Annotated in this window: 14 protein-coding genes; 4 read left to right on the top strand and 10 right to left on the bottom strand. The window is 60.7% G+C overall.

The features are described from left to right. The first annotated feature begins 27 nt into the window (after window positions 1-27). Window positions 28-318, top strand: a complete 291-nt coding sequence (rpsT, locus tag ACOYNB_RS05215; protein WP_374258520.1) for a 30S ribosomal protein S20 — start codon at window positions 28-30, stop codon at window positions 316-318. Between the two features lie 85 nt (window positions 319-403). Here the strand turns inward: rpsT and ACOYNB_RS05210 are convergent, their stop codons facing one another. After that, window positions 404-751 (bottom strand): DUF3579 domain-containing protein, encoded by a 348-nt coding sequence (locus ACOYNB_RS05210; RefSeq protein WP_422838092.1) that lies wholly within the window; start codon window positions 749-751, stop codon window positions 404-406. 343 nt (window positions 752-1,094) lie between these two features. Here ACOYNB_RS05210 and ACOYNB_RS05205 point away from each other — a divergent pair, with 343 nt between their 5' ends. Together ACOYNB_RS05205 and argF are read left to right on the top strand one after the other, a co-directional pair. Beyond that, window positions 1,095-2,294 (top strand): aspartate aminotransferase family protein, encoded by a 1,200-nt coding sequence (locus ACOYNB_RS05205; RefSeq protein WP_422838066.1) that lies wholly within the window; start codon window positions 1,095-1,097, stop codon window positions 2,292-2,294. A gap of 2 nt (window positions 2,295-2,296) precedes the next feature. Next, window positions 2,297-3,229, top strand: a complete 933-nt coding sequence (gene argF / locus ACOYNB_RS05200) for an ornithine carbamoyltransferase (protein ID WP_422838065.1) — start codon at window positions 2,297-2,299, stop codon at window positions 3,227-3,229. A 63-nt stretch (window positions 3,230-3,292) separates the two neighbouring features. Here argF and ACOYNB_RS05195 read toward each other — a convergent pair whose 3' ends face one another. The 7 genes from ACOYNB_RS05195 to flhB form a co-directional block, all read right to left on the bottom strand. Next, window positions 3,293-4,672, bottom strand: a complete 1,380-nt coding sequence (locus ACOYNB_RS05195; protein ID WP_422838064.1) for a methyl-accepting chemotaxis protein — start codon at window positions 4,670-4,672, stop codon at window positions 3,293-3,295. A gap of 144 nt (window positions 4,673-4,816) precedes the next feature. Further along, window positions 4,817-6,220, bottom strand: coding sequence for a methyl-accepting chemotaxis protein (locus ACOYNB_RS05190; RefSeq protein ID WP_422838062.1), 1,404 nt, complete (start codon window positions 6,218-6,220; stop codon window positions 4,817-4,819). A gap of 53 nt (window positions 6,221-6,273) precedes the next feature. After that, window positions 6,274-6,987: an RNA polymerase sigma factor FliA gene (locus tag ACOYNB_RS05185; protein WP_422838061.1), complete on the bottom strand. Its 714-nt coding sequence runs from the start codon at window positions 6,985-6,987 to the stop codon at window positions 6,274-6,276. Between the two features lie 17 nt (window positions 6,988-7,004). Then, window positions 7,005-7,847 (bottom strand): flagellar biosynthesis protein, encoded by an 843-nt coding sequence (locus ACOYNB_RS05180; RefSeq protein WP_374258530.1) that lies wholly within the window; start codon window positions 7,845-7,847, stop codon window positions 7,005-7,007. 52 nt (window positions 7,848-7,899) lie between these two features. After that, window positions 7,900-9,612 carry a flagellar biosynthesis protein FlhF gene (gene flhF / locus ACOYNB_RS05175; RefSeq protein ID WP_422838060.1) on the bottom strand — a complete coding sequence of 571 codons (1,713 nt, stop codon included), beginning with the start codon at window positions 9,610-9,612 and terminating at the stop codon, window positions 7,900-7,902. Then, window positions 9,609-11,717, bottom strand: a complete 2,109-nt coding sequence (gene flhA, locus ACOYNB_RS05170; RefSeq protein WP_420816506.1) for a flagellar biosynthesis protein FlhA — start codon at window positions 11,715-11,717, stop codon at window positions 9,609-9,611. The genes flhF and flhA overlap by 4 nt, the downstream gene beginning before the upstream one ends. Continuing rightward, window positions 11,714-12,898, bottom strand: a complete 1,185-nt coding sequence (gene flhB / locus ACOYNB_RS05165) for a flagellar biosynthesis protein FlhB (protein ID WP_422838059.1) — start codon at window positions 12,896-12,898, stop codon at window positions 11,714-11,716. The genes flhA and flhB overlap by 4 nt, the downstream gene beginning before the upstream one ends. 315 nt (window positions 12,899-13,213) lie before the next feature. Between flhB and ACOYNB_RS05160 the strand changes: the two genes are divergently transcribed. Further along, complete coding sequence (locus ACOYNB_RS05160; protein ID WP_422838058.1) at window positions 13,214-15,214, top strand: DUF1631 family protein; 2,001 nt, start codon at window positions 13,214-13,216, stop codon at window positions 15,212-15,214. 18 nt (window positions 15,215-15,232) lie between these two features. On the opposite strand, the gene ACOYNB_RS05155 is transcribed toward ACOYNB_RS05160, so the two are convergent. After that, on the bottom strand, window positions 15,233-16,777 hold the full coding sequence (locus ACOYNB_RS05155; protein ID WP_422838056.1) for a SpoVR family protein: 1,545 nt from the start codon (window positions 16,775-16,777) through the stop codon (window positions 15,233-15,235). Next, window positions 16,774-18,093, bottom strand: coding sequence for a YeaH/YhbH family protein (locus tag ACOYNB_RS05150; RefSeq protein WP_422838091.1), 1,320 nt, complete (start codon window positions 18,091-18,093; stop codon window positions 16,774-16,776). The genes ACOYNB_RS05155 and ACOYNB_RS05150 overlap by 4 nt, the downstream gene beginning before the upstream one ends. Window positions 18,094-18,130: the final 37 nt, after the last annotated feature.

Below are 18,130 nucleotides of genomic sequence, written 5' to 3'. Positions count from 1 at the left end.
GCCAGGCATCTACAGGGCCTGCAAATCATGGCATCTGCATCCAAGAAGAAGACCGTCCGTATCGCTTCGGGCCGCAAGCGCGCTCGTCAGGACGTCAAGCTGAACGCTGCTAACTCTGCTCTGCGTTCGAAGTTCCGCACCGCCGTCAAGGGCGTGCTCAAGGCTGTGCAAGCTGGCGACAAGGCCAAGGCTGCTGACGCTTTCAAGGCTGCTCAATCGGTGATCGATTCGATCGCTGACAAGGGCATGTTCCACAAGAACAAGGCTGCTCGCCATAAGAGCCGCCTGTCGGCCAAGATCAAGGCCCTGGCCGCCTAATCGGTTCTCCGATTGCCCATCAAAAAGCCCGCAACTGCGGGCTTTTCTGTTTTGGCGCGGCAGATAGAACCCGCCGCCAGGGCATTCAACCCTTTGGGGGAGGATCGCCAATCAGACAAGCATCCACCACCTGAAGGTCGTTGTCTCGCGCAAAGTTGAGCACAAAGTCCCACGCCATGGGCTCGAGGTCGCGCAGCGCCTCGTTCACCACCACGCACTTGATGTTGCCAAGGCTGGTCGGGATGCAGTAGGGCGAATAGCCGATGTGAGCCCCATGCCCTTTGCCGCTGCCCCCTGGCCGGAAACCGGCCATCACGCCGGCCAAGCGTTCTGCCCAGTCACTGGGGCGAAAGGGACGTCCTTGGGTGGTCACGCCCTTGATGAAAAGTTCGCGTCGCTTGGAGGATGTGGGGGTAGGCAATGACGTCGACACGGTTTCGCTTCCGACCGGCTGCTCAATGGGTGATTGACAGAAGTCGTGGCCACCAGATTTTGTCGGGCAACCACGGGGATCAAGGATCGACTCCGACGGGTAAGTCGAAGCCAACACCTTGGCGCAGGACACGTCGATGACGAGCGTAGCCATGCGAGACAACCGTATTGTCGCGAAGGCAAGCCCTTCCCGCAACCGGGTTTCCCCAATCCGCATGACAGAAGTGGGACACCCCCTCAGAACTGTCGCCCTTGCGTGAAAAGCTGCCCCTTTTACATAGAATGTCTTTTGGCGCAGTGCCTGCTGCGCCATTTTTCGTTTTTGCTGTCTTGAGACCCCAGTCATGAATGCACCTGTGTCGATGCCCCATGTGATGCCCACCTACGGTCGCCTGCCGATCGCGCTGACGCGCGGTGAAGGTGCCTACGTCTGGGATACCGATGGCCGACGCTATCTGGACGGTTTGTCAGGCATTGCCGTGAACACACTGGGCCATGCACACCCCAAGCTGGTCGCGGCCCTGCAAGATCAGGTGGGTCAGATGATCCACTGCTGCAACTATTACCAAGTGCCCTTGCAGGAAGAACTGGCCCGCCTGCTGGTCGAACGCTCGGGGCTGACCAATGTCTTCTTCTGCAACTCCGGGCTGGAGGCCAACGAGGCGGCCCTGAAGATTGCCCGCAAATACGGCCACGAGAAGGGCATTGACCGCGCTGAAGTGGTGGTGTGTGAGCGCGCCTTCCATGGCCGCTCGATCGCCACGCTGTCGGCCACCGGCAACCCCAAGGTGCACGCCGGCTTCGAACCGCTGGTGGAAGGCTTTGTCCGCGTGCCCTTCAACAGCATTGAAGCCCTGGAAGAAGTCGCCCGCACCCATCCCAATGTCACCGCCATCTTCATGGAAGTGATTCAGGGCGAAGGCGGCATCAACCCCGCCCGCGTGGAATACCTGCAAGCCGCTCGTCGCCTGTGTGACGAAAAGGGCTGGCTGCTCATGCTGGACGAAGTTCAGTGCGGCATGGGCCGCACCGGCAAGTGGTTTGCCCACCAATGGGCCGGAATCCAGCCCGACGTGATGCCGCTGGCTAAGGGCCTGGGCTCTGGCGTGCCAGTGGGCGCGGTGGTCTGCGGCCCCAAGGCGGCCAATGTGCTGCAAGCCGGCAACCACGGCACCACTTTTGGTGGCAACCCGCTGGCCATGCGTGCCGGCGTGGAAACCGTCAAGATCATGGAAGAAGAGCAGTTGCTCGCCCACGCTGAGCGCCTGGGCCATCATCTGATGGACGCCCTGCGCCGCGAGCTGAGCAACACCAAGGGTGTGGTCGAGATCCGTGGTCAGGGCCTGATGATCGGCATTGAGCTGGATCGTCCTTGCGGCGTGATCCTCAACCGTGCTCTGGACGCTGGCCTGCTGCTGAGCGTGACCGCTGACAAGGTGGTCCGCCTGCTACCGCCACTGGTGTTCACAACCGAACAAGCCGACGATCTGGTCGCCATCCTTGCGCCGATCATTCGTCAATTCCTGTCCGAGAGTGCAGTCTGAGCATGAAACCCGGTATGAGTCTGATCAAGCATTACCTGCAGTTCAAAGACCTGCGTGCGCCCGAGTACGACTACCTGTTCGAGCGTGCCGCCATCATCAAGAAGCGGTTCAAGAACTACGAGAAGTACAACCCGCTGGCAGACCGCACGCTGGCCATGATCTTCGAAAAGGCCTCGACGCGAACCCGCGTGAGCTTTGAAGCGGGCATGTACCAGATGGGCGGCTCGGTGGTACACCTCACCACCGATGGCAGCCAACTGGGGCGCAGCGAACCGATCGAAGACAGCGCCAAGGTGATCTCGCGCATGGTCGACATCGTGATGATCCGCACCTACGAGCAAGCCAAGATCGTGAAGTTCGCAGCGAACTCGCGCGTGCCCGTCATCAACGGTCTGACCAACGAGTTTCACCCTTGCCAGATCCTGGCCGACATCTTTACCTTCATCGAGCACCGTGGCTCGATCCAGGGCAAGGTGGTGGCTTGGGTGGGCGACGGCAACAACATGGCCAACACCTGGCTGCAGGCGGCCGAGTTGCTGGGCTTCACCGTGCACGTGAGCACGCCGAGCGGCTACGAAATCGACCCGCAAGTGGCCGGCATCAGCAACACGAACTGCTACAAGGTCTTCAAGGACCCCATGGATGCCTGTCGTGACGCCGACCTGGTGACCACCGACGTGTGGACATCCATGGGTTACGAGGCCGAAAACGAAGCCCGCATGAAGGCCTTTGCCGACTGGTGCGTGGACCGCGACATGATGGCCGTGGCCAAGCCTGACGCCCTGTTCATGCACTGTCTGCCCGCACACCGCGGCGAAGAAGTTGAAGCCGAAGTGATCGACGGCCCGCAATCGGTGGTGTGGGACGAGGCCGAAAACCGCATGCACGTGCAAAAGGCATTGATGGAATACCTGCTGCTGGGCCGCATCGGCTAAGCCAAGCTCAAAAGCAAAAAGGGCCCGCACATGCGGGCCCTTTTTATTGGCTGTGCGATCGGATCAGTAATGCACCAATGCATCGGTTCGGAACACGGACACCGCGGCAATCAGGTCATTGGACTGACTACGCAAGCGTTCGGCCGCACCAGCGGTTTCATCCACCAAAGCAGCGTTCTGCTGCGTCGTGTGATCCAGTCGGCTGATGGCCTGATTGATCTGACCAATGCCATCGTTCTGCTCAGAGCTGGAAACCGTGATTTCACTGACCAAGGCGCTGACACGGCGTACTTGCTCGACCACATCACCAATGATGGTGCCCGTGCTGTCCACCAAGCTGCTGCCGGATTCAACCTGCTCCACGCTGCTGGTGATCAGTTGCTTGATTTCCTTGGCAGCTTCGGCACTGCGCTGAGCCAGTGTGCGAACCTCGCCGGCCACCACGGCAAAGCCACGCCCCTGCTCACCAGCACGAGCAGCTTCCACAGCTGCGTTCAAAGCCAGGATGTTGGTCTGGAAGGCAATGCCATCGATGACGCCGATGATGTCCGTGATCTTGCGACTGGAATGCTGAATGCCACTCATGGTATCCACCACGCGAGCGACCGCTTCGCCACCCTGGGCCGCCACATTCGACGCATTGCCCGCCAGTGCATTGGCTTGGTATGCGTTGTCCACGCTGGCCTTGATGGTCGACGCAATCTGCTCCACCGAAGCGGCCGTTTCGGCAATGCTGGCAGCAGCATCTTCCGTGCGGCTGCTCAAAGCCTGATTGCCACGCGCGATGTCGTTGCTGGCCACTTCGATGGCATGCGCCGACTCACGCACCTGGTTGATCGCGGCCTCAATGTGACGCAACGCCTCGACCAGTTTGCGGCTGGCCCGCCCTTGGGCCTCGATGTGCGCAACGGTCAGATCCAAGGTGCCATCACCGGGTTGAATCTGATCGGCAATCTCCATCAACTCTTCAGCCGAGGCAAAGTCCGCTGCAGCGCGTGCAGCCAGCAGAATCAACACCACGGATTCGACGATGACGTAGACCGCATGCTCGACCACCCGCATGAAGCTGGGCTCGGTAAAACAGATTGGCCCCCAGCCCCATGTCTGGAATTGGTTGAACGTGAGGTGATGGACGGCGATGGCTGCCGCACCGGCGATGACCGGAAGCGGACTGCGATACACCACCAGGCAAGCCAGAAATGCGAAGACGGCGAAGTGAGCCTCACTGCGACCGTGCGCAACGTGGATCATCAGTCCTGTCATGGCCATGCCCAACACGGGCAAACCCACCTTGCTCAGCGTCTCACCCTTGGAGAGCGCGCCGACGCCCACGGCCGCCCCCAGGAACATCAAGCCGACGACCAGCGCAATGGCAAAGCTGTCATAAACAGCACCATAGAGCAAGGCACCGACAAAAATAGCCGCGATCCCTGCGAGAACCACGCGATCGTGACGGTGGAGGAAAAAAGAAGATGTTGAGGGGGAACTCATGGAAGCCTTACGGACGGATTTGAGGACTTATCGACCCCAACGATCTCAACTTGAGATCAACCGCACCCCATCAAGACATTCCTTGATCCGCCTCAATCAACTCTGGAAACGATAAGCCAAGCGCAAACCACCCCAATGCCGCCCTGCCACCGTAATGGGCGCAGCCGCCTCTTTCAGAAGCACGAACTGCCCACCCCCCATGTCGCGCCGGTAGGTCTGCAGCAGAAATGGACGCTCATTGGTCGCAGAGGCCAAGCCCGTCCGGTCGTTGAAGATGCGGCGCCACCTGGAGTGAGCCGTGTTCCACACCACGTCCCCAGGACGCTGAGGCTGACAGTAGGCTCGGTTGTGGGTTGAGATGTAGCCATTGCGATCAGCGGCAATGCAGAACACGATGGCGGGCAGCGCGCTCAGCGCTGCTTCCTGAATGGGCGGAAACAGGGCATCGGCCACCTCGTTGAACGAGGTGCTGTGCTGGGGAGGCTGCGTTCCTGCAATGGGCTGATAGCGCTCATCGAACAGTCGCTCTGGCTTGATTTGCCCTGCGGCCAACGCGCGCTCCAAGGTGGCCGCTATGTCGGCAGCGACACGCTGGGCCAGTTCAATGTATGGCGTATCAGCCGTTCTGACCCCACAGGTCGCAATGTGCTCCATGAGGCGCTCGGACACCCCCAGTACCGCTTCACTGCGCTTGACTGCCCCACCCAAAGCCAGGCGAGTCTGACGCACTTCACTGACCATCGATTCGACCTGATCGTCCATGCCACGAGTCATCTCCGCACTGAGGTCCGCCGCAGACATGATGCGCTGCACGCCTTGCTCCACCCCCTGCAGCGCCTCATGAAAACGAGGACGCCCATCACTGCGCGCCGCATGAGCGTTGTCCTCCATGCTCAGGTCGGCTGCAAGGGACTGGATCCGCTGATCCAGTGCACCCACCGTGCTCATGATGGCTTTGGAGATGGATTCGACCTGGGTCGCGAGCTCTTTGACCGCATCTGCGACGACAGAAAAGCCCGCCCCCGCCTCGCCAGCACGCTTGGCTTCGACCGATGCATTGAAGGCCACCAGTCGGGTCTGCAGTGCCACTTGGGTGATTTGCTGCGCGGCATCCGACACTTGATGCAAGGTCGACACGACCTCGCCGACTTCATGCCCCACGTGGGTCACGCTGCTTCGCGCCACCTGCATGGCTTCGAGGCTTTGTTCTGTTTCGATGCGGATCTGCGCCTGTGCGCTGTTGATGTCTTGCAGCTGGCTGACCAGCTTGCCAAATGCATCGGCCTGGCGTTGCGCAACGGCTTGGGTGTCTTCGAGGGTACCGCGCAGTTCAGCTGCCTCACGCCCCAGCCCGCTGGTGTCGTGCTGCAAAGCTTGCGCGAGCGCCTTGGCGTCATTTTGGGGTGTCGTCGGAACCGTCAAGGCTCCCGGCTCAACCGCGATATCGGATGACGGAGAGCCCTCGGCATCTCCCACCAGCCGCTTGAACAGCTTGAGCATTTGCTGCCCCCTTCACAGTTCAGCTCAACCGAGCCGACAACAGTTAACCGCCATCACCATTCGCGCAGTTTGACACGCAGTCGAGCAATGGATTGGCTGTGCAACTGACAAACACGGGATTCAGTCACACCCAGTACCGCTGCAATTTCCTTGAGGTTCATGTCCTGCTCGTAGTACATGCTCATGACGTACTGCTCGCGATCAGGCAAGTTCTTGATGGCATCGACCAAGGCCTGGCGCATGCGATGGTCTTGTAACAGACTCAGTGGATCATGCCCTTCATCGCTGACATGACGATCGAGGTAATCGTTGTCCCCCTCTTCGCCGCTCATGTCCTCCAGGTAGATCAGCTGGGTGCCACGCACCTTGCCGAGCATTTCCTGGTACTCGGACAAGGTCATGTCCATCTCTTTGGCGATTTCGCTTTCTTGCGGTGCGCGACCGAGCTTTTGCTCCAGTCTGTGGACGGCCGTCTCGATGTCGCGCTGCTGCTTGCGGGTGCCACGGCTGAGCCAATCGGCGCCGCGCAGCTCGTCGAGCATGGCACCACGGATGCGCTGGGTGGCAAAGGTTTCGAACTGCACCCCCTGCCCGGCATCAAAGCGGCTCAGGGCATCGGTCAGGCCGATCATGCCCACTTGAATGAGGTCATCGATCTCGACATTGGCCGGCAGCTTGGCGATCATCTGATGAGCCAAACGACGCACCAGCGGACTGTACTGGCGCAGCATCGCATTGATGTCGAGTCGTCCCTTGGCGGTGTACATGCTGAGCTCCATGAAACTCAATTGAGTGCCGATGCGACTCGGGCAGGCAGCGCCGCCCCAGGTGACATCAGGTTGTCGAAAGCCGAGTCTCCGAGTGTAAGCGGCAGTGCGCTGTGCAACAGGGCCGCCGCCAGTTCCATGAACCGGGCGCTGGGATCTGTCACGGATGCTTCACGGGGGTCAAGCATTTGCGCACTTCGCTGAGCAACACCAAGAAAATCATCTGCGCAACGCGCCAGACGTTGAGACACTGCCTCCGCCTGGGTGCTATCGGGTGTCGCACAGACGAGCAGATCGTACGACATCCAACCACCGCGTTGACTCAGGATCTTCACTGCAGCATACGCGTCTGTGAGGCCTTCTGCCATGTCATTGGTGAAAACGAGAGGCCGCAAACCATGCGCTCTGGCACGCTGGCCAAACAATCTCACAAGTTCGCTCGCTGACGCATGGATCAGGATGGTGTCGCTTTGAGGCGACGCATCTGCCAGCGCGTCAAGCAACCCACCGCAGGAGCCGCGCGCATCCACATACGTCAGGGGCAAGCCGCGAGCGGGCATGTAACTGACGTGGTCAGACAACTTCTCGATGCCCTCGCTCAGGTCAAAGGCGACCAGTTCACTGGGGGCGCGAGCTTGATCACTGGCATCCACCACCAGGGTGTGAAGACCGAAGTTGGCATAGGCTGCGCACAGTCGCTCCAGCACCAAGCCACCGCACCCGGAACGGGGATTGGCGACAACCGGGATGAAGCGAAGCACGCGCGAGGCAAACATTTGCCTGAGCCCCTGCGCCTGATCCACAGGATGATGTGGACGCAGCGCATCAGAGCTGACCGGTTGGCGTGCAGGACGGGTCATAGGTGCTGTCAGGATGAATGGTTACTACGATTCAAAGGCAGACAGAGAAAAATCAGTGTGCCTGCGCCGCTGACAGAGGGCCTTGTGCTGATTGAGTGGAAAACACCAGGCTCACCTCGTTGGGATCCAAGCGATAAGCCGGATTCAGGCTGGCACGCAAGGCACGGTGGACCAACGCTTGGGCAGACAGACGATGCCAATCTTCCGGCACGCGCTGGCCGTTGGCAACACCCACCACCTTCAGCTTGTGACGGATCAGTGCGTCCAGGGCGGGGCCGAGCTTCACGGCTTCGTCCAGCTTGGACAGGATGACACCCGAACAGGCCGATGCCTGGTAGGCATGCATGACGTCCTCGATCGCATCGCCTTGCGCTGCGGTATTGATGACCAGCAGCTTCTTGATGCTGGGGTGAGCCAGCATGTCGAGCAGCTCCTTGCAGCGTGCGTCACGCTGAGGCATGCCGGCGGTGTCGATGAGGATCATCTTCTTGCCGGACAACAACTCCAACAGGTCTTCCAGTGCTGCACGGTCATGCGCCATGTGGACGGGAACGCCCAGGATGCGACCGTAGGCGCGCAGCTGTTCGTGAGCGCCGACACGGTAGGCGTCCAGGGTGATCAGGCCCAGGTTCGAGGCACCGTGCTTGGCAGCAAAGGCCGCCGCCAGCTTGGCGGTGGAGGTGGTCTTACCCACGCCGGTCGAACCGATCAGGGCAAACACGCCACCTTGATCTTCGATGGGACGCTCACGATCGGCCGTGTTCAGGTTGCGTTGCAGCACCTGCGTCGCCCAGGTAGTCTCGTCCATCTCACCGGCGACCACTTCGGCTGGCATGGCATCCAGCATCTTGCGGATCAGCACGGCAGAGAAACCGCCATCGAGCAGCTTTTGAGCCAGTGCAGCCTGGGAAGGCGTGCGTCCCAGCTTTTCGATGAAGGCGATGGTTTCGAAACGCTCTTTCATCATCTCGCGCATGGCGCGCAGCTCACCCAGCATGGAGGCATTGGCATCTTGCGCCGCCTTCAAGGCAGCCAGCGTGGCCTCATCGGCGGCGGCACTGCGAGCAGGCTCACGGCGAGGGGCCACACGATCCATGGTCAGGTCGGCGTGCTCGGCGGCGCGCAGCGGCAACACCTGGGCAGCCGGTGCTGGACGGGGCGCCATTTGGCGAGGTGCAGGTTGTGCTGGGCGAGCGGCCATCTGAGGCTGCCAGGCTTCGGGCTCGGCCTCAACGGGCATGGCGGGGCGATGCACCAAGCCCTCACCCAAGTTGATGCCGGTGTCAGCCGACTGGCGAGCCGGAGCCTTGGGGGCGGCAAAGCGCTGAGTCAGTTGCTCCTCCGGCGAGGTGGACATGGCTGGCTCGGTCCGAGCTTGCAGCGCAGCCTGGCGACGCTTGAGCATGCGCTCACGCACATAGTCCTGGAAGGACAAGGTGCTCATGGCCAGTTGCTTCACATCGTCTTGCACGGTGCTGGCCAGGTTGGCCATGGCCGAACGAACCGGCTGTGCGTCCTGGCTGGCTGCCTTCTTGGGCGCCGGCACTTCCGCTGGCTGATCTTTGCTGCGGACCGCGCTCTTTTCCACGCCTTCGACCGCATACGCGTCGATGGCGGGAACGCTGTCCCCCGCCATGGCGAGGATCTCGATACCGCCTTCGGCAGCGGGCTTGGTGGACAGGACGACGGCGTCGTCACCGAATGCAGCCTTGACCTTTTGCATGGCCTCACGGCTGTTCCGTCCGATAAAGCGTTTGACGTTCATGCGTGGCCTCCGATCAGGGTACCGATGCGAATCGAATGGGTCTCAGGAATCTCGCTGTGGCCCAACACCTTCAGGCGAGGTGCTGCGCGCTTAAGCAAGCGAGCCACGCTGGGACGGATGGCATCCGGCACCAGCAGACATGCGGGGTGACCCATGTTTTCCTGACGCTGGGTGGCATCAGCCGCCTGGCGTGTGAGGTGGTCTGCCACGCCGGGATCCAGCATGGGGCCGCTCGGCGAAGTCAGGGCCTGGGTCAGCAGGCGTTCGAGATCAGGCTCGATCGCGATGACGTCCAGCTCCCGGACCGGGCCATAGATCTGCTGCACGATGGCAGGAGCCAGGCCAATGCGAATACGGCGGGCCAGTTCGGCCGGATCCTGCGCCACATTGCTGCCCGCCGAGGCGTTTTCCGCCAGCGATTCAATGATGGAGCGCATGTCACGGATGTGCACACCCTCTTCCAGCAGCAACTGGAGGACTTTTTGCAAGATGGGGATGCCGACCATTTTGGGAACCACGTCTTCGATGAGTTTGGGAGCCAGTTTCGTCACATGCTCCACAAGCTGTTGGGTCTCTACCCGTCCCAGCAACTTGGCTGCATGCATTTGCATCAAGTGTGAGAGATGTGTCGCGACGACAGTCGATGGATCAACGACCGTGTAGCCCGCCATTTGCGCGGCATCCCTTTGCCGTTCTTCGATCCACACCGCCGGCAAACCGAAGGCCGGGTCGGTCGCCGAGGCGCCCTGAATGGGGTTCGTCACATGCCCGGGGTTGATCGCCATGAGCATGTTGGGGAAGACTTCGCCCTCGCCCACCACGGCCCCGCGCAGGGTGATGCGGTAGAAACTGGGGCGCAACTCCAGGTTGTCCTTGATGTGCACCGAGGGCGGCAGGAAACCGACTTCCTGTGCAAACTTGCGACGCACGCCCTTGATGCGGTTGAGCAAATCGCCACCACGGTCCTTGTCGACCAGTTGAATCAGGCGGTAGCCCACTTCCAGGCCCAGGGTGTCCACGGGCTGCAGGTCTTCCCAGGTGGCTTCGCCATTCGGGTTGGCCGCTTCGGCGGCGGGCTTCTCTGCCGGCTTGGGTGCGAGGCGCTGGGCTTCTTGCTTTTCGTGCAAACGCCAGGCACCGTAGCCCATGCCCCCGGCCACCGGCAGGAACACCAGCGCGGGCATGCCCGGAATCACTCCCAGCAGGCCAATGATGCCGGCCACCACCCCGATGACCTTGGGATTGGTGAACATCTGGCCCATGATCTGGCCGCCCACGTCCTGGTCCTTGCCCACGCGCGACACCACCATCGCCGAGGCGACTGAGATCAGCAGCGCGGGGATCTGCGCCACCAGCGCGTCGCCCACAGCCAGCAGCACGTATGAACTGGCGGCCTCGCCTGGCGACAGACTGTGTTGCACCACCCCGATGACAAAGCCACCGATGATGTTGATGAACAGAATCAGGATGCCGGCGATCGCATCGCCCCGCACGAACTTGGAGGCACCGTCCATGGAGCCGTGAAACTCGGCTTCTTCGCCCACTTCCTGGCGGCGACGCTTGGCTTCGGCCTCGTCAATCAAGCCGGCATTGAGGTCGGCGTCAATCGCCATCTGCTTGCCGGGCATGGCGTCCAGGGTGAAGCGGGCGCTGACTTCAGCAATCCGCTCGGAACCCTTGGTGATCACCACGAAGTTGATCACCACCAGGATGGCGAACACGATCAAGCCCACGGCAAAGTTGCCGCCAATCAGGAAGTGACCGAAGGATTCGATCACCTTACCGGCCGCGCCGGCACCGGTGTGACCTTCCAGCAGTACCACACGGGTCGATGCCACGTTGAGCGACAGACGCAGCAGCGTGGTCAACAGCAAGACCGACGGGAAGGCCGCGAAGTCCAGCGGACGCAGCATGGTGGCCGCCACCATCATCACCATCAAGGCCGTGGCGATGTTGAATGTGAAGAACAGGTCCAGCACGAAGGGCGGCAGCGGCAGCACCATCAGGGCCAGCACGGCGACCACGACCACGGGGGCGGCCATGGCCTGCAGGTTCTTGTTCGAGCCACCGAAGATGGCCTGGAGTTTTTGCAGGAAGGGGTTCATGCTTCAAGCTCCGTGGGAGAGGTGTTGTTCTTGTTCTTGCGGGAGGCGGGGTGATGCGGGTCCATCTCGTCGGGCACCGCCAAGTCAGGCAGATTGCCCGGCAGCGGCGCCTGCCCGGACAGGGCCTGACGCAGGCGGAACACGTAGGCCAGCACCTGAGCGACAGCGCTGTACAGCGCGACCGGTACTTCCATGTCAACTTCGGCGTGGGCGTACAAGGCACGCGCCAGCGGCGGCGCTTCCAGCACCGGCACGCGGTTCTCGGTGGCCACGTCGCGGATCTTCAGCGCCAGCAGGTCCACGCCCTTGGCGATCACACGCGGGGCGCCCATCGTGGCTTCGTCGTACTTCAGTGCCACGGCATAGTGGGTGGGGTTCATCACCACCAGATCGGCAGTGGGCACGGCCGCCAGCATGCGCTTGCGAGCCATCTCGCGCATCTTTTGCTTGATGCGACCCTTGACTTCCATATTGCCTTCTTGCTGCTTGAACTCGTCCTTCACGTCCTGATGGCTCATGCGCATGCGTTGCGCAAACAGGAACTTTTGCAGCGGCCAGTCCAGCAAAGCAAATGCGGCCATCACCAGCAACATGGAACCTAACACCTCACCCATGGTCATGCCCAAGGTGTGGATGGCCGCTGGCAAAGGTTGCGCCAGCAGGTCCACCATGCTGGGCCAAGCCTTGTAGAGGAACATCGCGCCGGCCACGCCCAGGATCAGGCCCAGCAAGCTGGCCTTCAGGGCGTCAATCAACTGCTGCTTGGACAGCAGGTTGCCAAAGCCTGAGATGGGATTGAGCTTGCCGAAGTTGGGCATCAGAACCTTGAAGCTCATCACCCAGCCGCCTGCCAGCACGCTGGCCGCGACCGACGCCAGGGCAATGCCCAGCGCAAACGGCACGATGATGTAAAGCGCCTGGGTGCTCCACACCCACAAGCGCTCCATCATCACTTCAGGCGTGGCCACCGTGCGTGCGTCAAAGCGCAGCCCCATGTGCAACTGGTTCTGAATGCGGCTCATCCAGACAGGCACCAGGCCCATCAGCACCCCGGTCGCGGCCAAGACAACCAGGAAGTGGCCCAGGTCCTTCGAGCGAACGACCTGGCCCTCTTCGCGGGCTTTTTCCAGTTTCCGCGCCGAGGCGGGTAACTGTTTGTCTTGTGAGCTGTCGTCGGACATGGTGCGGGCATTACGGCTAGATGGAACCGATTCTTGGCCAGCACCAAAATTTCTTGAGCGAGATAAGCGGGGTTCGGGGCGCCTTATTTCGCGCCTTGACAGAGACAGGTGTGACCCCGACCCAACCACCCATCGTGACTTATGTCACACGTTGTTCGCCAAGCCCTTCTCACACCTTGTGTCTTGCCCCACACTGGGTCCCAAAGGCTGAAACAAGCGGGTAAATGTGCACTTGGTTCGCGCCCTGCCTGTTTCACAATCCGACAGACTGAACACACTTGGCTGCAAGGCCTTGGTCTAAGCCCTCGATACGCCGTGCCCACTTCGAACATCGCACCACTGCTGAAAGCGCAATGCGACCACGTGATTGACACGGCGGCGGACTTTGCTCGTCGCATCAGCCAAGGCACCTTGTCGGCGCTGCGCAATTCGTCTGCCGAATTGAACACGGCCATGGATCGCAGGTTGATTTTCACGGTCGCCGAAGCACTTCAGATTCATCACAATGCATTTGACCAAGCGGTGGCGCATTGCTTGAAGAACCAGATTCTTGAAGCACTGTCGCAACTGTCGCGAGACATGCGTCTGCCGACGTCAACGTCCCGAATCTCGATCAGCGAGCTGAGCCTGGTCAGCGACGACGAGGCCGAAGCCACGGTCGAAACTTCACGGATCGTGCAACTGGTCAAGCTCGACGCCGAATGGGAGTTGGCCGAGTGGCAGTCTTGTTGTGCTGCGGTGCTGGGTGAAAAAGATCTCCGCGCCGAATCCAACCCACTGCGTCCAGAGGTCTATGCCCAAGCCTTGAGTGATGCCGCCCGCGTGCTGAATCTGGACCCCCCACCCCGGCAACTGTTGCTACGCGTGGCGGGGCAGGTGCTGGCCAAGCAACTCAAAGAAACCTACAGCCAGCTGATTCACCGCGTACAACAGCAAGGTGTACAACCCCTGGCTTACCGGGCCATGGTGCAAGCCAGTGCGCCCAATCAGCAGGTCGACGTCACACAACCCGGCCAGTTGGATGCCCTGCTGCACCGACTCCCCGCCAAATCACCGTCTCAACGCCCCGACCCGGCCCTGACCGCCCTGCTGGCCTCAAGCCAGGCCAATGAAGTGGATCTGCAGGCCCTGTCCGGCCTCAGTCATCTGCTCGAGCAAATGGTGGCGCAGACAGCATCGCAACCCACGGTGCAGCCCGTGGTCCGGCAACTGCAACCTGCGCTGTTCAAGTTGGCCGTGAACGACTCCGGCTTGCTCAGCCGAGGCGATCACCCTGGCTGGCAGCTGATCAATGACATGCTGGCGTATGTTGCCGGCTTCAGCCGGCAAGACGATGTTTCGCTCAAGCAGTTCCTCTCTGGCGTTCAGCCGTTGATCAACCGGCTGATTGCCTTGCCCAATCCGGTCGGCGTTGATTACGACCTTGCGCGACAAGAAGTACGTGCGCTGATTGAAAAGCAGGACGCGCAATTGCTCCAAGATCGGGAAGCCGAGCTTGAAACACTGCGCGAGGCTGATCACAAGGAGACCCTGCGCCCGCTGCTGCAGGAGCAGGTAGAGCACCAGCTCCGTGATCGGACGGTGCCACTGGCAGTGGGCGATTTCTTGCGCGGTCCCTGGGTGGAGGTGATGATCCTTGCCATGACCAGCAAAGAGCTGGGTGAGGACGAAAGCCAATGCCTCGTCAATGTGGTGGATGAGCTGATCGACAGCCTGCAGCACCCCACCTCGCAGGAAGCCAAGCAGCAACTGCGGGATCTGCTCCCCGACCTCACCGCCACGTTGCGCAAGGGCATGGCGCTCATCGACATGCCACCGCACGCCCGCGCCACACTGATGGAACAGTTGATGGCCGTGCATGGTCGTTTTCTGCGCAGCCCACCACGCCCTCGGCCTGAACTCACACCCGAAGAGATTGTTCAGCAGATGCGTGAGGAGCATGTCGAGTCGCAATGGCTTCACAGTCGCTCGGATGCGCTGGACACCGGTGTCGATGATCTCCCGACCATCCCCATGGGACTGGAAGATCATGACAGCAGCGCGGCCGAAGCTTCGGCTGCAGCATGGGTCGACCACTTGCAAATTGGCACGTGGTGCAAGCTCACGACACGCGGCCATTGGTCCACCGCACGAGTGGTATGGATCAGTGAGCACCGCCACTTCTTTGTCGTGACACTGGAGCGCACAGATCAACTGGTGACACTCACTCGCAAGGCTTTGATCCGCCTGCGCAATGAAGGCTTGGCCACCGAACTGCAGGATCGCAGCGCCGTGCAAACCGCCGCCGATCAATTGATCGAATCCCTCCCTCACTGAACCCAGCGCACTGCCGCATCAAAACGCGTCGCTGGGCACAACGGTCCATTGCTGACGAACCTCCCCATCGCCGTGCACGCTGTGCAGATGCACCGGGAAGCCCCATAGACGTGCCACATGCTTGAGCACCTCGCGCGTGCCATCGCCCAAAGGGCGGTCGTTGTGCCGTGTGTGCCGCAGCGTCAGCGAGCGATCACCCCGAAGGTTCACACTCCACACTTGGATATTAGGTTCACGTGAGCCCAAATCATATTGAAGCGACAAGGCTTCGCGTAAAGACCGGTAGCCATGCTCATCGTGGATGGCACTGACCTCGTACGCCGAAGCCTCCTCCTCATCCCGGATGGCAAACAACCGGAAATCGCGCATGACCTTGGGCGAGAGAAACTGCCCGATGAAGCTTTCGTCCTTGAAGTTGCGCATCGCATCGTCCAAGGTCTTCAACCAGGCATGCTCACGCTTGTCCGTGCCGGCGGCAGACCCCGCAAAATCCGGAAACCAGAGTCGGTCTTCATCGGTCGGCGCTTCACAAATGCGGCGCAAGTCGGTGTACATCGCAAAGCCCAGCGCGTAGGGATTGAGACCGCTGTAAGCCCGATGACCGACAGGTGGCTGGTAAATCACATTGGTGTGCGACTGCAGCCACTCCATCATGATGCCGTCGGTCAACCAGCCATCGTCATACAAGGTGTTGAGCAGGGTGTAATGCCAGAACGTGGCCCAGCCTTCATTCATCACCTGCGTCTGCCGTTGCGGATAGAAATACTGCGCCACCTTGCGCACGATGCGCACGATCTCGCGCTGCCAAGGCTCCAGCAAGGGAGCATGCTTCTCGATGAAGTACAACAGGTTTTCCTGCGGCTCGGCCGGAAACCGTTTGACCACTTCCTCCTCTGGCCGATCTGCTCGCCGCGGCAAAGTGCGCCACAGGTCATTGACCTGCTGCTGCAAGTAAGCCTCACGCTCTTCTCGGCGAGCCAGCTCCTTGTTCAGTGACAACTTGCCCGGCCGACGGTAGCGGTCTACGCCATGGTTCATCAAGGCATGGCACGAGTCCAGCAACTGCTCCACCGCGTCCAGTCCATGCCGCGCCTCACACTGGGCCACGTAGTTCTTGGCATAAACGAGGTAGTCGATGATGGAGCCCGCATCGGTCCACATCCTGAAGAGATAGTTGCCTTTGAAAAAGCTGTTGTGGCCATACGCTGCATGCGCGATCACCAGTGCCTGCATGGCCATGGTGTTTTCTTCCATCAGATAGCTGATGCATGGATTGGCATTGATGACGATTTCGTACGCCAGCCCCATGAAGCCACGGCGATAGTTCTTTTCGGTGGCGATGAACTCTTTGCCATAGGACCAATGGCGATAGTTCACCGGCATGCCCACACTCGCGTAGGCATCCATCATCTGCTCTGCGGTGATGATCTCCAGCTGATTCGGATAGGTGTCCAGGCCGTAGCGTTCGGCCGTAGCCCGAATGACGTCGTGATAGTCCTCGATCAACTCAAAGGACCAGTCTGACGGGCCGGGCAAAGGCTTGGGCAGGTTCAACAGGGTCATGCTGCCACACCTTCCCGTTTGAACAACTCCCTGAACACCGGATAGATCTGCGAGGCATCCAACACCTTGCGCATGGCAAAGTGCGCGTACTTTTCATCCAGCACCTGGTACTCGTCCCAGAGATTCTGTTCGGTCTGTGCCACCTGCACGTAGGCGTAGTACCGCACCAAGGGCAGGATCTTCTGCGCCAGGATCTCGCTGCAGCGACTGGAGTCCTGATGCCAGTTGTCACCATCGCTGGCCTGCGCCACATACAGGTTCCATTCACTGGCGAGGTAACGCGCCTGGATGATCTGATCCAGCAGGACCAAAGCACTGGACACCACTGTGCCGCCCGTCTCGGTGGCATGGAAAAACTCCTGCTCACTCACTTCCTGCGCTTGCGTATGGTGCCGAATGAACACCAGTTCGATCTTGTCGTAATGCCGTGTCAGAAACAGATACAGCAAGATGAAGAACCGTTTGGACAGCTCCTTGCGTTGCTCATCCATTGAGCCTGAGACGTCCATCACGCAAAACATCACCGCCTTCGTGGTGGGCACCGGCACCTTGATGCGACTGCGGTAGCGCAGATCAATCGGGTCCAGATAGGGAATCGCTGCGAGCCGTCCCTTCAAATGCGCCACTCGCGCAGTCAGTTGCGACATGCGATCCAGACGTCGCGCGGTTGCCAGAGGATCTCCGCCCTCAGCAGCCGACGCCCCGGCCGCTTCTTCGTCCGCCAATTCAGCCAGTTCCTGCTCCAGCTCGGCCAGTTCGCGTTTGGCACTGGCACCCAACGCAATACGCCGACCGAGCGAGCCTCGCATGGATCGCACCACGTGCAGGTTGTTGGGCGTGCCGTCGCTAGAAAAGCCCGCCCGCTGGCTCTTCCAGTCAGGCACCTCAGCCAGGGCCGTTTTGACCAGGTTGGGCAACGCCAAGTCTTCGAAGAAAACCTGCATGAACTCTTCTTTGCTCAGGGTGAAGACAAAGTCATCTTCGCCTTCCCCACTGTCGCTGGCATCACCCTGCCCACGCCCCTGCCCCGCACCGCCTTGTGGCTTATCGATGCGGTCCCCGCGCACGTATTCCCGATTGCCCGGATGCACCACTTCCCGAAAACCGCCGTCCCCATGCTGAAACACCGGCTCGGACAGATCCCTTTTCGGGATGCTGATGTCCTCGCCCTTTTCCAGGTCCCGAATGCTGCGCCCGTTGATGGCGCGTTGCACCGCCTCACGCACCTGGGTCTTGTAGCGACGCAGGAAGCGCTCTCGATTCCCGACGGACTTGTTCTTGCCCGCCAGTCGTCTGTCGATGATGTGTTGCCGCATCATGGCGCCCCTTCTGCGAAGCGTCAGAAAGCCTCAG

This window comes from Aquabacterium sp. (genome assembly GCF_049317225.1).
Taxonomy (GTDB): Bacteria; Pseudomonadota; Gammaproteobacteria; order Burkholderiales; family Burkholderiaceae_C; genus Aquabacterium.
Note: the sequence above shows the minus strand (reverse complement) of the source record. Positions and strands in the feature narration are given on the sequence as shown.

Coding starts and splice junctions, on each gene's coding strand:
- ACOYNB_RS05205 (WP_422838066.1), top strand. CDS start 1,095: ATGAATGCACCTGTGTCGATGCCCCATGTGATGCCCACCTACGGTCGC.
- ACOYNB_RS05190 (WP_422838062.1), bottom strand. CDS start 6,220: ATGCTCAAGCTGTTCAAGCGGCTGGTGGGAGATGCCGAGGGCTCTCCG.
- ACOYNB_RS05180 (WP_374258530.1), bottom strand. CDS start 7,847: ATGACCCGTCCTGCACGCCAACCGGTCAGCTCTGATGCGCTGCGTCCA.
- flhA (WP_420816506.1), bottom strand. CDS start 11,717: ATGAACCCCTTCCTGCAAAAACTCCAGGCCATCTTCGGTGGCTCGAAC.
- rpsT (WP_374258520.1), top strand. CDS start 28: ATGGCATCTGCATCCAAGAAGAAGACCGTCCGTATCGCTTCGGGCCGC.
- flhF (WP_422838060.1), bottom strand. CDS start 9,612: ATGAACGTCAAACGCTTTATCGGACGGAACAGCCGTGAGGCCATGCAA.
- ACOYNB_RS05150 (WP_422838091.1), bottom strand. CDS start 18,093: ATGCGGCAACACATCATCGACAGACGACTGGCGGGCAAGAACAAGTCC.
- argF (WP_422838065.1), top strand. CDS start 2,297: ATGAAACCCGGTATGAGTCTGATCAAGCATTACCTGCAGTTCAAAGAC.
- ACOYNB_RS05185 (WP_422838061.1), bottom strand. CDS start 6,987: ATGTACACCGCCAAGGGACGACTCGACATCAATGCGATGCTGCGCCAG.
- flhB (WP_422838059.1), bottom strand. CDS start 12,898: ATGTCCGACGACAGCTCACAAGACAAACAGTTACCCGCCTCGGCGCGG.
- ACOYNB_RS05155 (WP_422838056.1), bottom strand. CDS start 16,777: ATGACCCTGTTGAACCTGCCCAAGCCTTTGCCCGGCCCGTCAGACTGG.